Here is a 16,068-nt window from a genome sequence, read left to right as displayed (position 1 = left end):
CAGGAGTGACTTTATGTTAAAGAGTAATGCTAAATGGCATTTTTTAGAAACGGAAATGAATAAGCAGGAGAATACAGAAATTGATCATACCAATTCCATCGTAAAGAGCCTCCTTCAGCAAAGAGGTATTCAATCAGAAGCAGATGCGAAACAATTTCTTAATCCGAGCAAAGAACAGTTAATTAGTCCGTATCAACTAGCAATGATAGATATTGCTGCTGAACGTGTACATAAAGCAATAGATAGTAAAGAAAGAATCCTTGTTTTTGGTGATTATGATGCAGACGGTGTCTGTTCTACCGCAGTAATACTTCATGCGCTTCGGGAACTAGGAGCGAATTGTGATTTTTACATACCGAATCGATTTACTGAAGGCTATGGGCCAAATGAAGCCGCTTTTAGACAAGCACATGAAAGAGGAATCACTTTAATTATTACTGTAGATACAGGAATTGCATCTGTTCATGAAGCATTTATTGCCAAAAAAATCGGTATCGATTTAATTATAACGGATCATCATGAAATACAGGAAGAGATTCCTGAAGCACTTGCTATTATACATCCGAAGCTCTCACCCGAATATCACTTTAAAGAACTTGCAGGAGTCGGAGTTGCCTTTAAATTTGCACAGCATTTACTTGGTTACTTCCCAGATCATTTATTGGATCTTGCTGCAATCGGAACAATTGCTGACTTAGTTCCGCTCATTGAAGAAAATAGAGTATTTGCTTATCATGGTTTGCGAAAATTAGCTACAACAAAAAATCTAGGGTTACAAGCTTTAAAAAAAGCTTGCAATGTGGAAGGATCTATAACTGAAGAAGCTATTGGGTTTCTACTTGCTCCAAGACTTAATGCTGTTGGAAGATTGCAAGATGCTAGTCTTGCCGTAGAATTGCTAATGGCAACGGATGAGCAGGAAGCAGATGAAATGGCCAAAGAAATTGACTTGATCAATCAACAGCGTCAACAAATCGTTGCTAAAATTGTAAAAGAAGCCGAACAGTTATTGGAAACTAAGGAAAAAAACGGTGTAATTATCGTTCATCGTGAAGATTGGAACGAAGGCGTGCTCGGTATAGTAGCATCTCGCCTCGTTAAAAAATACTATCGACCGGCAATTGTATTAACCGTAAATTCCGATACAGGCGAACTTAAAGGATCCGCTAGAAGTATTCCAGCGTTTAACCTGTTTCAAAACTGCATGAAGATTAGGCATTTATTTACAAACTTTGGCGGTCATTCCCAGGCAGCGGGGATGACATTGCCGTATGAACATCTGGAGCAAATTCAAGCCTCTTTGGATAATTTAATACATGAGCAACTAAATGAGGAAGATTTCAAACAACTCATAAACATAAATAAAACACTAGAATTATCTGATATGAATGAACAGCTTGTCAATGAAATTAATAAATTAGCACCATTTGGTATGAAGAATCCAAAACCAGTTTTTCATTTAAAAGCAATACCTACCCAATTGAAACAAATGGGAGCAATGAAAAATCATTTAAAACTGCAGTTTAAACATAATGATAAGTGGCTAGATGGAGTTGGATTTCATAAAGGCGATTTATATTATAGGATAGCCAATCAGACACCGGTTGAAATTGTTGGGGAACTAAGTATTAATGAGTGGAACGGTAATAAAAAAACACAAATACTAATCGAGGATATCCAAGTAAACGAATGGCAATTATTTGACCATCGTGGTCGAAAGAGTATGGATGCGATAGAATCGAATATAATATTGGGAAAAAAACACCTCATTATTGGGAAAAATAAACACCCATTGGTTGATCAGCATGAACATGTAGACCAGATAACTTATGAGACAGACCCTGATACACTGCAGCAGTATGATGTCGTATTTATTTTCGACATGCCCTATGAATTGGATAAACTAAAAAATATCATTCAAATAACAAATCCAAGCATTATTCATGCCAATTATACTGTGGAAAAAAGCTCCTATCTGGATATATTCCCTGATAGAGAAGCGTTTAAATGGTTTTATGCACTATTAATCCAGAAAAAAGAAATAGATCTAGAAAAAGACCTCCATATTATAATGAAACAAAAAGGCTGGTCAAAAGATCGGATTATATTTATGATTGAAGTGTTTTTGGAACTGGATTTTATTATCGTAAATAATCGTATTGTTCAACTGGCAACGGACATAAAAAAACGAAATTTACATGAATCTGAATTGTATTGCAAGCAGCTAAATCAATCAGAAATTGAAAAAGTGTTGTACTATTCCGGTTACGGACAATTAAAAACGTGGTTGTCAGATTGCTTAATGCGCGTGGATATTCCTGAGGAGGAAGCAGTATATGGATTATAAAGAGCATATTAAAATAGTAGAAAACTGGCCGAAAGAAGGAATCCAATTTAAGGATATTACTCCTTTAATGAATAATGGCCAAGCTTACAAAAGCGCAGTCAATGATATCATTGACTATGCAAAAAAAAGGAAAGCAGATATTATTGTTGGTCCTGAAGCAAGAGGATTTATTATTGGATGCCCTGTTGCATATGCACTGGAAACAGGTTTTGTTCCAGTCAGAAAAGAAGGAAAGCTTCCACGCGATGTAATCAAAGTTGATTATGGTCTTGAATATGGGGACAATATATTGACAATACACAAGGATGCCGTAAAACCGGGTCAACGTGTATTAATTACCGATGATTTGCTTGCTACAGGAGGAACAATAGAAGCAACAATAAAATTAGTGGAAGAATTGGGTGGAATCGTGGCAGGATGTGCCTTTTTAATCGAACTTTCATATCTAAATGGAATGGATAAGTTGAAAAATTATGACGTCTTTACACTCATGCGTTATGAGTAAAGGGACATTCCAGGGTCTGACTTCAAACATTTGAAAGTCAGACCTGTTCTTATAATTGCCCCTTTATTGTCACGCCAGGAAATGATAGAATTTATCCAGCATGTAATTTACCATGTATTTCTTGTAGAAAAAGCAATTATGTATTATGAACTTATATAAAGGTGCACTTTTATAGTTGAGGAAAGTATAAAATTATACGCATAGCAATCTAGCTTAAGTGCTCAGTCCTTTGAGGTCTTAAGCAATAAATCTTCGTGACTAAATCCGCCACTACGTTTTCTTGCTTAAGCTATGCCTAAGGCTTAACTAGGGCGCTTGCGCTATGTTTAGCAGATATGAAAGTATATAACTTTCATACTGCATAAGTGCAACTAAGGCTTTCGTCATAAAGGCTTGGCGATAAGCCAAGTTTTCTAAAAAGATAAGAATGTATAAAATTTTCCGCGTAGCTGTCTAGCTTAAGCACCCAGAAACTAGGCGACTTCCTGTAGCGCCTTGCGATAAGTCATCATCGATTCGTGGTGCTCATCGTGATTCCTTTATCTTAGATGCTTCAGTCCAGTCGCTACGTTTCTAGGCAGGGCGCTTGCGCTTTTCTTATAGTTAATTACTTTACTTTTAAGCAAAAATTTTCAATACTAAATTATAAGAGCTCTATCAATAAGGTTTTTATAGAAAGCGTTCGGGTAGAACATGTATAAATAGCGAATAAAGGTGATTATGTGGCTAAAGATGAAATTTTAACGGGAAATGATGTTATCGCGCGAGCGAGCACTTATTTAACAACAGAAGATACTGATTTTATTCGCCGTGCTTATGAATTTGCAAAAGATGCACATAAAGACCAATTTCGAAAATCCGGTGAACCTTATATCGTCCACCCGATCCAGGTTGCCGGAATTCTTGTTGAGCTAGAAATGGATCAAGAAACAATAGCCGGGGGGTTTTTACATGATGTCGCAGAAGATACAGATGTAAGTCTCGAAGCGATCGAATCAGCATTCAATCATGAGGTGGCAATGCTCGTTGATGGAGTAACGAAACTCGGCAAAATAAAGTATAAATCAAAAGAAGCTATTCAAGCTGAAAATCACCGCAAAATGTTTGTTGCGATGGCTAAAGATATTCGTGTCATTTTGATAAAGCTGGCAGATCGGCTGCATAACATGCGTACGTTAAAGCATTTACCACCGGAAAAACAACGAAGAATCTCTAATGAAACGCTGGAAATATTTGCTCCGTTAGCACATCGGCTAGGTATGTCGACGATAAAATGGGAGTTGGAAGATACTGCGTTACGGTATTTAAACCCACAACAATACTATCGGATTGTCCAACTTATGAAGCAAAAAAGAAATGAACGCGAATATTACATTGAAGATGTTATGGAAGGCGTCAGCAATGAATTAAAAAAGGTTCATATTGATGCAGATATATCAGGTAGACCGAAACATTTATACAGTATATATCGAAAAATGGTAAAACAAAAAGTTCAATTTAATGAAATTTATGATTTATTGGCTGTACGGATTATCGTGAATAGTATAAAAGATTGTTATGCGGCACTTGGAATTATTCATACATGCTGGAAGCCGATGCCTGGCAGGTTCAAAGATTATATTGCCATGCCAAAGCCCAATCTGTATCAATCACTGCATACGACAGTGATCGGTCCTAAGGGGGATCCACTGGAAGTCCAAATCCGGACCAGTGAAATGCATGAAATTTCTGAGTACGGAATTGCAGCGCATTGGGCCTATAAAGAAGGAAAACAAATTCATAAAGATAAAAGATCTTTTGAGGAAAAGCTGACTTGGTTCAGAGAAATCCTGGAATGGCAAAATGAAACACATGATGCTGAAGAATTTGTTGAGTCGTTAAAAGTTGATCTGTTTTCTGATATGGTTTATGTCTTTACACCAAAAGGCGATGTTATAGAATTGCCATCAGGATCGATTCCTTTGGATTTTGCTTATCGTATTCATACCGAAATTGGAAACCAGACTGTAGGCGCTAGAATTAATGGGAAAATGGAACCGCTTGACTATAAATTGAAAAATGGCGATATTGTAGAAGTAATGACCTCGGCGCATTCCTATGGACCATCACAGGATTGGTTAAAGATTACGCAAACATCGCAAGCTAAAAATAAAATCAAACAATTTTTTAAGAAGCAAAAGCGAGAAGAGAATATTATTAAAGGAAAAGAACAAGTTGAAAAAGAAATTGAATCGCTAGGATTTGACATTAAAGATGTAGTCACACAGGAAAATCTTGATCGGGTCTATGAAAAGTTTAATTTTTCAAGTGAGGAAGATATGTATGCAGCTGTCGGATATCAAGGAATTACAGCCGCGCTAATAGCAACAAGATTAACGGAAAAGCTGAGACATACTAGAAAAAAAGAACAAGATTTACAAACGACCATTGAAGAAGTGAAGAAAGATGAAAAGCCAAAAAGTCGAACTGGCAGAAGAGATTCAGGTGTAGAAGTAGAAGGAGTCGATAATTTATTAGTTCGTTTATCTCGTTGCTGTAACCCGGTTCCTGGAGACCCTATTGTAGGTTATATAACAAAAGGTCGAGGTGTTTCCGTTCACCGGGCTGATTGTCCGAATGTACAAACAGAAGAAGCGAAAGAACGGTTTTTACATGTGAAATGGAAAAATGAAATTACTGATACAAAAGAGTATCAACTCGATCTTGAAATTTCCGGCTTTGATCGTCACGGATTATTAAATGAAATATTACAAGCGATCAATGAAACAAAAACATCGATCGTTCAAGTTACAGGAAGATCTGACCGTAATAAAATGGCGACAATTCATTTGACGATTCTTATAAATAATATTGGTCATTTACAGCAAATTGTCGATCGAGTTAAACGAATCAAGGATGTTTATACAGTAACTAGAACAACGCAATAAAGGGGATTATAATGAAAGTTGTTATACAGCGTTCAGAAAAAGGAAATGTCACTGTAAAAGGTAAAACGGTAGGCCAAATTGATCAAGGGTTAGTTGTATTTGTAGGTATAACACATGAGGATACAATGAGCGATGTGAAATATATAGCGAATAAAATTATGCATCTTCGTATATTTGAAGATGATCAAAATAAAATGAATCGTTCGCTTTTAGATGTCAATGGTAGTATTCTATCTATTTCACAATTCACCCTTTATGGAGATACGCGTAAAGGAAGGCGTCCGAATTTTATGAACGCTGCGAAACCGGAGAAGGCCCAGAATTTGTATGAAAAATTTAATGCAATTTTCAAGGAGTCTGGTGTCCCCGTTGAAACAGGCGAATTTGGAGAAATGATGAAAGTGACGCTAACAAATAGCGGACCAGTAACATTTGTTTTAGATAGTAACGAATAAAAGAACACAGCTAAAACAAAATTATATTGTGCTAAAGAAAAATCCGAACGATTGATTTAATTCTTTAATTAGAATTTGCAACAGTTCGGATTTTTTTGCGTGTTCTTGTATTCCTTGTCGCTACTAAATATCCATAAACTGCGCAATAGCTAGAAATTTCTAGTTGAGCAGAAAAACCGTTCCGAAAATACATTTCGCTTTCACCCGCAGGACACAAGCGCGACATCCGTTCATGCATTCGCATTCAAGGTGTCTTCTTTGCCGAGGACTCGCGGTAAGCCTCGGGCTACATGAGGTTGGTCATGAAGGCGTTACGACAAATATTTTCGGTGGGGCGGGCATATACGCACAGTCCCAACTGAAGATCCTGCAGGAAGCGGTGTTTGCTTTCGAGGAAGCTGAAGTGTTGCCCGTGGAAAGCGACTGTCCGCAGCGGGAAAGAACATTGCAGCTACGTCGCATTTTACAACAAATAACTATAGCAAATCGTTCGCTTGGATTACTTATCCTCTTTAGCTTGGTAGTTATATCCTAGCTCATTTCTGTTCCGTAAAACCAATGTTTATACCTTGGATCATTCCATCTGTTAACTTTTCCTGATATTGATTCGTTAATATTTTCTGTTCCGTTTTCGCATTTGATATAAACCCAAGTTCCAATAAAAGAGCTGGTTTACCGTTTTGTCTCAATACTTGAAAGTCTTCAAAAGTTACACCGCGATCTGTGTCATTTGTTTTTTCTATCAGTTTATTTTGAACATGATTGGCGATCTTCATATGTTGTTCGTCATAATAATAGGTGCTAATTCCGCTAATGTCCGCAGCGTCAGGAAAGCTGTTGTAATGGATGCTCATAAACAGGTCTGTAGGGAGAGAATTAGCTAAACTAGCTCGGCTGGAAAGGCTTAAATAGTAGTCATTATTTCTTGTGAGATAGACCTTCGCACCAAACATTGTTAGTTTTTCTTTCAGTAGCTTAGCAGTTTGTAGGGTAAGATCCTTTTCATATGTACCTTCATTTCCAATAGCACCAACATCATAACCACCGTGGCCCGCATCGATGACGATTATTTTATTTTGAAGTTTTTTTTCATATGCCGGAATACTGCTGACAATTACCTTTTTCATTATGTAGCCAGTGTAATCATCGTTTTTCACTTTCACCCAATCATTGTGGATATCAACTATATCAAAATTATCTCCCTTATCTGCGAAGTGAATGATTTTACTTTTAAGGGACGGCTCTTTACGAATATGGGTGTTAGCATACTTGATTTCAAATGTTGAACCTTTCGTAAGTTTTATTTCCTCAAATGATTGACTTGATTCTGTTTTCTTTATTGTTATGTATTCTTTAGCAACCCACCCGGTCCCTTCCTCTAATTTAATTTTGATCCAGTTATCTTCTATTTGCATGACGGAATAAATTTCTCCTTCATGTACTTGAATAATTTGCTCAAAGTGTGTTCCGGGACCACTTCGTACATTCAAATGATCTGTTTCAATAACCGCTGTCTGCTTAGCTGCATTTGCTTGTACAGAGAGTGGATGCACGGATACAATAATCATAATAATAAATAAAAACTTGAATAACGCTTTCGTTTTCATGCAGACACAGCCTCCCATCCAATACACTGTTCCATACAGTATAATAAAAAACCTTGATATAGGCAAAACTAATATTAAAGGGAGGAGTAAACAATGCGTATGAATCGAAATCATTGGCAAGCTTTAAATGATAAAGATATATTTGAAGTGAATTTTCATAAATTTATGGAATTGGAAAGTAAATCGAACCAAATTGAAATAGCAGAAGAATTTGGTATTACACTTGGGGAAGTAAACATGTTGAAAAGAAAAATAAACCGTACTTGACAATGCTAGGAGTAAACCTTAATATTAGAATCAACTTCAATAAATACGATTAAATCCGGTAAGGGAATCAGTAGTTAAGATCCATATGGAAAGAGAGGAAATGTCCTGGCTGAAAACATTTTCAACATAATGGCTTAATGAATGACAATTCTTTAGGAGCTGTGCTGAATGATCGATTAGGCATGGCCGTGTAGCAAGCGTTACTTGCCAAGAGCGGATGCGTCATGCATCAATCAGGGTGGCAACGCGGGTACTCTCGTCCCTTATTTTGAATAATAGGATAGAGAGTTTTTTTATGTTCTTTTTTACTATTTACATGAAAATAAATGATGTTCAGGAGGGTCTATAATGAAAATGAAAGCACCACGTGGAACGGTTGATATTTTATCACCGGATATCCGTAAATGGCAGTATGTTGAAAAAGTCATACAAAATATTTGCGATCGATTTCATTTTGAGGAGATTCGCACGCCGCTATTTGAACATACTGAAGTATTTCAAAGGGGAGTAGGAGATACAACAGATATAGTCCAAAAAGAAATGTATACATTTACAGATCGTGGAGGGCGAAGCATCACATTGCGCCCGGAAGGCACCGCAGCAGTAGTAAGGGCATTTGTTGAAAATAAATTATATGGTGCAATAAACCAACCGGTAAAGCTTTATTATTTTGCTGAGATGTTTCGCTATGAGCGACCACAGCAAGGAAGAATGCGACAATTAAATCAGTTTGGAGTGGAAGTACTTGGGAGTGCGGACCCAGCAGTTGATGCAGAAGTGATCGCACTTGCAATGGCATGCTACAAAGAACTTGGATTACAATCCATTAAATTAGTTATTAACAGTTTGGGTGATAAGGAAAGCCGTAAAAGTCATCGTGCAGCTTTAGTAGATCATTTCTCGCCATTCGAGGACGAGCTTTGCTCCGACTGTAAAGATAGGCTAACGAAAAATCCAATGCGAATATTAGACTGTAAAAAGGATATGGAACATCCGGCAATGAAAACCGCACCTTCTATTCTTGACCACTTGAACGATGAGTCATTAGAATATTTTAATAAGGTGAAAGAATACTTGGATATAATGGATATCCCTTATGTAGTTGATGAAAATTTAGTTCGAGGATTGGATTATTATAATCATACGGCGTTTGAAATAATGAGTGAATCGGAAGGTTTTGGAGCGATTACAACATTGTTGGGTGGAGGGAGATATAATCAACTTGCAGCCGATTTGGGCGGACCCGATACTCCTGGTATTGGATTTGGCATGGGATTGGAACGCTTATTAATGGCACTTGATGCTGAAAAAGTTAATGTTCCCGTTGAACAAAAGCTGGATTGCTATGTGGTTGCGATCGGAAAAGAACCGGAAAAAGAAGCTGTTCGCCTTTTAAATGAATTAAGGCAGAACGGAATACAAGCGGATAAAGATTATCAAGGCCGGAAAATGAAAGCACAATTCAAGAGTGCTGATCGATTGAAAGTAAAATACGTACTTATACTGGGAGAAACTGAATTGGAACAAAACATGGTACTTGTCCGTTCGATGGAAACAGGTGAACAAACGGAAGTACCTATGAACAAATTGATGGAAATGATGACAAATGCATTGCTGGGAGGACACGATGTTGAATAAAAGAATATTGGCAGGGACATTACACGAAGAAAATATGAATGAAGAAGTGCTGTTGAAAGGCTGGGTGGATCGTAGACGAGACTTGGGTGGTCTTATCTTTATTGATTTGCGCGATCATTCAGGAATTGTTCAAATCGTATTTAACCCGGATGAATCCGAAGAAGCTTTGGAAATAGCTGAATCAGTCCGAAGTGAGTACGTCCTTGAAGTTAAGGGGACAGTAGTAAAAAGAGAAGAATCGACGATTAATCCTAATTTGGCTACGGGAAAAATAGAAGTAGTTGTTCAAAATGTAACAGTATTGAACAAATCCAAAAATCCACCATTTTTATTGCATGAAGCTGGAGGTGTATCAGAAGAGCTTCGCTTAAAGTATCGTTATATTGATTTAAGACGAAAAGAAATGCAAGATACATTCAAACTTCGTCATCAAATAACACAAGTAGTCCGTCAATTTTTAAATAATGAAGAATTTCTTGAAATGGAAACGCCTATTTTGACAAAGAGTACGCCGGAGGGAGCACGGGACTATTTAGTGCCAAGTCGTGTACATGACGGAGAGTTTTATGCTTTACCGCAGTCACCGCAACTATTCAAGCAGTTAATTATGATGGGCGGGTTCGAAAAGTATTATCAGATTGCCCGTTGTTTCCGTGATGAGGATTTACGTGCCGATCGACAGCCTGAATTTACACAAATTGATATTGAAACAGCTTTTCTATCCAGTGAAGAAATTATGGAGATGGTTGAAAAGATGATGCAAAAGGTGATGCAGGAAGTGAAGCAAGTAAATATTTCTGCTCCTTTTGAACGAATGAGTTATACAGAAGCAATGAGACGTTACGGTTCGGACAAACCGGATACAAGATTTGATATGGAGTTAATTCATGTATCGGACATTGTAGAGCATTCTTCTTTCAACGTCTTTAGTGGTGCAGTGAAAAAATCCGGGAAAGTGGCCCTTATTAATGTAAAAGGCCAGGCGGATAATTATTCCCGAAAAGATATTGATCAGCTGACGGAATATGCAGCAATATACGGTGCTAAAGGACTTGCTTGGTTGAAAATAAAGGATAATGAACTGAGTGGACCAATAGCTAAATTTTTATCGGATGAAGAAAAGCAATTAATAAAAGAACGGGCGAATGGAGAGAGTGGCGACTTACTATTATTTGTAGCTGATCAGACGGATATTGTTCATGATAGTCTCGGAGCTCTTCGATTAAAGCTCGGTAAAGACCTGCAGTTGATTGATAAATCAAAGTTTAACTTCCTTTGGGTCGTCGATTGGCCACTGCTTGAATATGATGAAGAAGAGCAGCGCTACACTGCGGCTCACCATCCATTTACATCTCCGGTTGAAGAAGATATCGATAAATTACGTTCTGAACCAGGAAGTGTACGTGCAAACGCTTATGATCTTGTATTGAATGGATTTGAGCTTGGCGGTGGATCAATAAGAATTCATCAAAAAGAATTACAGAACGAAATGTTCCACGTACTAGGCTTTTCAGAACAGGCAGCAAAAGAGCAGTTTGGTTTCTTGCTTGAAGCGTTGGAATATGGTGCACCTCCTCATGGGGGAGTTGCATTTGGTCTGGATCGGATCGTGATGTTGTTAGCCGGTAAAGAAAATTTAAGGGATACGATATTATTTCCAAAAACGGCTTCCGCCTCCGATCTATTAACGGATGCACCGAGCGAAGTAGATGACAGTCAACTGGAAGAGCTATCTATTCAGCGGATTGAAAAAAATGACTGAAGATTACATTTGATGTGAAATTGTAACATTTGTAACGAATAATTAAATTTCATAATTATTGAAAAAAGACGAAAGCTATGATAAGATCAAATTACAAAGTCGTTAGAAGTAAATCCTGATGTGTTTGTCTATTTAAATCGTTTTGACCGAACATCTATAATATTGGGAGTTTGCTCGTTTTTACATTGCTTGCATGCCTCTATCGAAGTGGAAGCATAAGATGTAAGACAAAACACCCACCTGCCAAGAGCGGGATCAAAACTGGATGTTAGACGGCATAATTGGGATTGATAAGCTTACATGCAAAACTGACTTGCTAGCGCAATTAAGTGCTAGCAAGTCAGTTTTTTTGCTCTAATATATGGTGCTCTATTCAACTAGTTGGATCCATGTGCCATCTGCTCTAAATTGCCGTTCTTGTCCATTTTAAATGAAGGCGCCTTTAGACTACCCTTATCATCGAGTACGGTCATTTTTCTGGCTCGTTCCATAATTTGAATAAACATTTGGTAATCTTCCTGTACCGTTTCCAATTTTTCCTCCGTTAAAGCTAGTTGCTTTTCCATTTTCTTAACATGATCCCTCAACATAGTATTTTCGTTTTCAAGTTGTTGCAAAGTAAATTTTGATTGATTTGCGACATGATAGTCTTCTTTCATATTGTGCAAAAATTCGATGACCTTATCCACGGTAATAGGTGTTTTATTCTCCGTTTCCAATGATTCATTTTCTAGTACAAATTCGTTATTCGTCAATTGTACGGGCTCGGGATTCGTTAGTTTCAATTGGGTTGCTTCCGTACGTTTTCTTTCTTTTCGTTGTCGCTTGGCAAGGTCAACAGCACTTTCATATTTTTGTCTTACTTCTGCATTCCAGCGAAATCCACAAGCAGCAGACGTACGATTCAGTTTATCACCAACTTCTTCAAAAGCATTAAGTTGGGTGCTACCCTCTCTCACATGGCGTAGTACCGTTTCTGCCAATAATAGATCATCTTCATGGGACCAAGCATCCTGTCTTACTTTAGCCAAAATGATTCAGCTCCTTTTTCAATAGGTAAGAATGTATAAAAATCCTGGCTTTGTTCTAATCAAGACTGAACAGGCTATGTCTGGCTACACCGCAGAATTATCATCCTACTACTATTCAGCACATACGACATTAACCGAGCGCTAGAAGTTTTATATTCTTAACTGTAATGTTTGATAGAGTAAAGTGTCGTTACAATTAAAAAATCTATTTTACTAATTAAATCATCTTGTAACTGACTGGCAACAATGCCTACAAATATTATGACCTATTGAAAAAGGAATTATACTTACATTGAGTGTTTCTTTTGGTCAGCAATAATTTTTTCATAAACTTGTTTCATAGCTTGCTCAAATTTTCCGCTGTTTTTCGGTGAAAAGTATTGTTTATGTTTAATTGCATCGGGCATATACTGTTGCGGAATCCAGCTATTTTCATAGTTATGCGGATATTTGTAGTCGATCCCTCTGCCTAATTGTTTTGCTCCTGCATAATGAGCATCTTTTAAATGCGGAGGTATTTCTCCGGTGTTTCCTTGGCGAATGTCTGTTAATGCTTGATCAAGTGCTTTATAGGCTGTATTTGATTTTGGTGATAATGCAAGTTCTACAATGGAAACACCCAATGGAATCCGTGCTTCAGGGAATCCAACCCTTTCTGCAGCTTCTACAGCTGCCAACGCTCGAGGACCTGCTTGTGGATTGGCAAGACCGATATCTTCATAGGCAATCACAATCATACGCCGTGCGATACTATCCAAGTCACCTGCTTCGATCAGTCGGCCCAAGTAATGAAGTGCAGCATTAACATCACTGCCCCTGATTGATTTTTGAAACGCAGAAAGCACGTCATAATGTGCATCCCCACCTTTATCATGGGAAAAGCTTTTCTTTTGCATGCATTCTTCGGCGCTTGCTAAGTTTATTTCGATTATATTTTCTTCATTTTCCGGTGTTGATAGAACAGCTAATTCCAACCCGTTTAAGGCGGCACGTAAATCACCGTTCGAACTTTGGGCAAAATGTACCAATGCATCATCCGTCAACGATATATTCAGACCCCCGTATCCGTCAGTTTCGTCTGTGATAGCACGATTGATTGCTGTTTTGATATGCTCACTCGTTAATGCCTGAAGTTCAAATAAATGGCATCTGCTTCTGATTGCTGGATTAATTGAATGAAAAGGGTTACTCGTTGTACAACCGATCAATGTAATTAGATTGCTTTCCAAGTGTGGAAGCAGGAAGTCCTGTTTCGCTTTATCCAATCGGTGAACCTCATCGAGGATTAGTACGATGTTACCGGACATTTTTGCTTCTTCAACGACGATTTCCATATCCTTTTTTCTATCTGTTACTGCATTGAGTATTTTAGCTGGGATCTGTAAACTTTTTGCAAGAGCGTAGGCCATCGAAGTCTTGCCGGTTCCGGGCGGCCCATATAGAATCATGGATAAAAGCCTATTTGCTTCAACCATTCGGTGAATGATTTTTCCTTTTTGAACAAGGTGCTCCTGACCGATGATGTCATTAATATGGGCAGGACGCATCCGTAATGCAAGAGGTGCTTGACTCATTTTTTATCGATCCTTTATATTTTAATCTTCCAGTCATAAATAATAGGAGAAAAGGTTCTTTCAATGCAAGTAGATATTCATTCATGTTATAATAGCATGTATTATTATGACTTGGAAATAATTAATTATAATGAAACTACCTATTACAAACTACAGTGATAGTTATTTAAAAGTTAACCTAATTCAAATCACATTTTAGCACATATGTTCTCTCTTTGCTAGATAGTAATAAAGCTTAACTTCATGATTATGAGTTGAATAGAATATATGATCGTTGTATGGTTAAAAATCGTCATTCTACGCAAGAGTTTATTGGCAGAAGGATGTAAATGATTTTAGAGGTGTAATAAAAATGAAAATTACTACTAAAGGACGTTACGGGTTAACTATTATGATTGAGTTGACGCGAAAATATGGTGATGGTCCGGTACCGCTGAAATCTATCGCCAAGGAAAAACAATTATCGCCCCATTATTTGGAACAATTAGCTGCCCCCTTACGAAACGCCGGGTTGATAAGAAGTGTACGTGGAGCATACGGTGGTTATATTTTGGCCAAAAAACCCGATGCGATCACTGCCGGTGATGTCATTCGTGTATTAGAAGGGCCAATTACGCTTGTTGAAGGAATGGAAGAGGAAGAAGCTCCTCAGCAGGCGCTTTGGCTTCAAGTGAGGGATGCGGTTAAAGAAGTGCTTGATAAGACAACATTATTAGATTTAGCAGAACATGATGACGACGTCGAACGAAATAATGAATATATGTTTTATATATAACAAAGATAAGCAGGAAGGAAAGATTTATATGATCTATTTAGATCATGCGGCAACAACACCAATCGATCGAGAAGTTCTCCACTCAATGACTGCAACAGCCGAAAGTCAGGAATATTTTGGTAATCCATCAAGCATGCATCGATTTGGGCGAAAAGCAAGGCAGACGGTTGATGAAGGAAGACGAATGATGGCCAAGAGTATTCATGCAGATGAGAAGGATATTATTTTTACGAGTGGGGGAACGGAGGCAGATAATTTAGCCTTGATTGGTACAGCGATAGCTAATAAACATAAAGGTAACCATATCATTACATCCGTTCAGGAACATCATGCTGTTTTACGAGCGGCGGAGCAACTGGAAAAGCAAGGGTTCGAATTAACTTATCTACCGGTAAACAAGCAAGGGAAAATAAATATAGAAGATTTGGCTAAAGCACTTACGGATAAAACAATCCTTGTATCTGTTATGACAGTGAATAATGAAACGGGAGTAATTCAACCGATAAAAGCGATTGGTGAGCTACTGAAAAATCATCAAGCCTATTTTCATACCGATGCAGTACAGGCATTTGGACTGCTTGAATTGAATGTGAAGGAATGCGGGATTGATTTACTGACTGTTTCTTCCCATAAGATTAATGGACCAAAAGGAATTGGTTTTTTATATGCAGATAGTAACGTCTCACTCGCTCCTGCCCAGTTTGGCGGAGAGCAAGAAAGAAAAAAAAGAGCAGGGACGGAAAACACAATGGGTATCATTGGTTTTAAAAAAGCAGTAGAACTAGCAGTAAATCACCGAGAAAACAGACTTGAAACGTATACTCGTTTTAAGCAGCATTTTTTACAAATTTTAAGCTCAAACGAAATTGATTATCAGCTTAATGGTGTCGTTGATGAAACGGTTCCCTCCATTGTGAATATAAGTTTTCCAAGAACGAACGTTGAGGCATTGCTTATGAATTTTGATCTGGAAGGAGTTGCAGCTTCCAGCGGGAGTGCCTGTACAGCGGGATCAATCGAACCATCCCATGTTTTGGCTGCAATGTACGGAAAAGAAGATAAGCGTGTAACAAATTCGGTTCGCTTCAGTTTTGGTAACCATAATACAATGGAAAATATAAAAGAAGCCGCTAATATTATTGCTGGCGTAGTAAAACGGTTAGCGAAAAAAGGGTGAATG

Annotated in this window: 12 protein-coding genes, 1 other RNA gene and 1 other annotated feature; of the genes, 10 read left to right on the top strand and 3 right to left on the bottom strand. The window is 37.8% G+C overall.

Going from position 1 to position 16,068, the window contains the following annotated elements; genetic code table 11:
• Positions 1-13: 13 nt before the first annotated feature.
• From recJ to dtd, 4 genes are all read left to right on the top strand, one after another.
• Complete coding sequence (gene recJ, locus ACLIBG_RS04280; RefSeq protein WP_439311484.1) at positions 14-2,347, top strand: single-stranded-DNA-specific exonuclease RecJ; 2,334 nt, start codon at positions 14-16, stop codon at positions 2,345-2,347.
• Complete coding sequence (locus tag ACLIBG_RS04275) at positions 2,337-2,852, top strand: adenine phosphoribosyltransferase (protein ID WP_439311483.1); 516 nt, start codon at positions 2,337-2,339, stop codon at positions 2,850-2,852. The genes recJ and ACLIBG_RS04275 overlap by 11 nt, the downstream gene beginning before the upstream one ends.
• 722 nt (positions 2,853-3,574) lie before the next feature.
• Positions 3,575-5,779, top strand: coding sequence for a RelA/SpoT family protein (locus ACLIBG_RS04270; RefSeq protein WP_439311482.1), 2,205 nt, complete (start codon positions 3,575-3,577; stop codon positions 5,777-5,779).
• Positions 5,780-5,790: 11 nt separating this feature from the next.
• A complete protein-coding gene (gene dtd / locus ACLIBG_RS04265; RefSeq protein ID WP_439311481.1) occupies positions 5,791-6,234 on the top strand; it encodes a D-aminoacyl-tRNA deacylase in 444 nt (147 codons plus the stop codon).
• Positions 6,235-6,770: 536 nt separating this feature from the next.
• On the opposite strand, the gene ACLIBG_RS04260 is transcribed toward dtd, so the two are convergent.
• Entirely contained in the window at positions 6,771-7,841 is a 1,071-nt protein-coding gene (locus tag ACLIBG_RS04260) for an N-acetylmuramoyl-L-alanine amidase (protein ID WP_439311480.1), read from the bottom strand.
• Between the two features lie 93 nt (positions 7,842-7,934).
• Here ACLIBG_RS04260 and ACLIBG_RS04255 point away from each other — a divergent pair, with 93 nt between their 5' ends.
• From ACLIBG_RS04255 to ssrS, 4 genes are all read left to right on the top strand, one after another.
• Positions 7,935-8,108, top strand: coding sequence for a hypothetical protein (locus ACLIBG_RS04255; RefSeq protein ID WP_439311479.1), 174 nt, complete (start codon positions 7,935-7,937; stop codon positions 8,106-8,108).
• A 49-nt stretch (positions 8,109-8,157) separates the two neighbouring features.
• Positions 8,158-8,375 (top strand) — a binding site (T-box leader).
• A gap of 81 nt (positions 8,376-8,456) precedes the next feature.
• The gene (hisS, locus tag ACLIBG_RS04250; RefSeq protein ID WP_439311478.1) at positions 8,457-9,746 is read left to right on the top strand and encodes a histidine--tRNA ligase; all 1,290 of its coding nucleotides are present in this window, start codon (positions 8,457-8,459) and stop codon (positions 9,744-9,746) included.
• A complete protein-coding gene (gene aspS, locus ACLIBG_RS04245) occupies positions 9,736-11,508 on the top strand; it encodes an aspartate--tRNA ligase (RefSeq protein ID WP_439311477.1) in 1,773 nt (590 codons plus the stop codon). Before hisS ends, aspS begins: the two co-directional genes overlap by 11 nt.
• Before the next feature lie 109 nt (positions 11,509-11,617).
• Positions 11,618-11,800: non-coding RNA, 6S RNA (ssrS, locus tag ACLIBG_RS04240), on the top strand.
• An 85-nt stretch (positions 11,801-11,885) separates the two neighbouring features.
• Here the strand turns inward: ssrS and ACLIBG_RS04235 are convergent.
• Entirely contained in the window at positions 11,886-12,539 is a 654-nt protein-coding gene (locus tag ACLIBG_RS04235) for an RsfA family transcriptional regulator (RefSeq protein WP_439311476.1), read from the bottom strand.
• Between the two features lie 287 nt (positions 12,540-12,826).
• A complete protein-coding gene (locus ACLIBG_RS04230; RefSeq protein ID WP_439311475.1) occupies positions 12,827-14,113 on the bottom strand; it encodes a replication-associated recombination protein A in 1,287 nt (428 codons plus the stop codon).
• Between the two features lie 352 nt (positions 14,114-14,465).
• On the opposite strand from ACLIBG_RS04230, the gene cymR reads away from it, so the two are divergent.
• Positions 14,466-14,888: a cysteine metabolism transcriptional regulator CymR gene (cymR, locus tag ACLIBG_RS04225; protein WP_439311474.1), complete on the top strand. Its 423-nt coding sequence runs from the start codon at positions 14,466-14,468 to the stop codon at positions 14,886-14,888.
• Positions 14,889-14,910: 22 nt separating this feature from the next.
• The gene (locus tag ACLIBG_RS04220) at positions 14,911-16,065 is read left to right on the top strand and encodes a cysteine desulfurase family protein (RefSeq protein WP_439311524.1); all 1,155 of its coding nucleotides are present in this window, start codon (positions 14,911-14,913) and stop codon (positions 16,063-16,065) included.
• The last annotated feature ends 3 nt before the right edge of the window (positions 16,066-16,068 follow it).

Source organism: Virgibacillus sp. W0181 (assembly GCF_051846915.1).
In the GTDB taxonomy this organism is placed as follows: domain Bacteria; phylum Bacillota; class Bacilli; order Bacillales; family Amphibacillaceae; genus JBPYCR01.
This window is presented reverse-complemented; position numbering and strand designations above follow the sequence as displayed.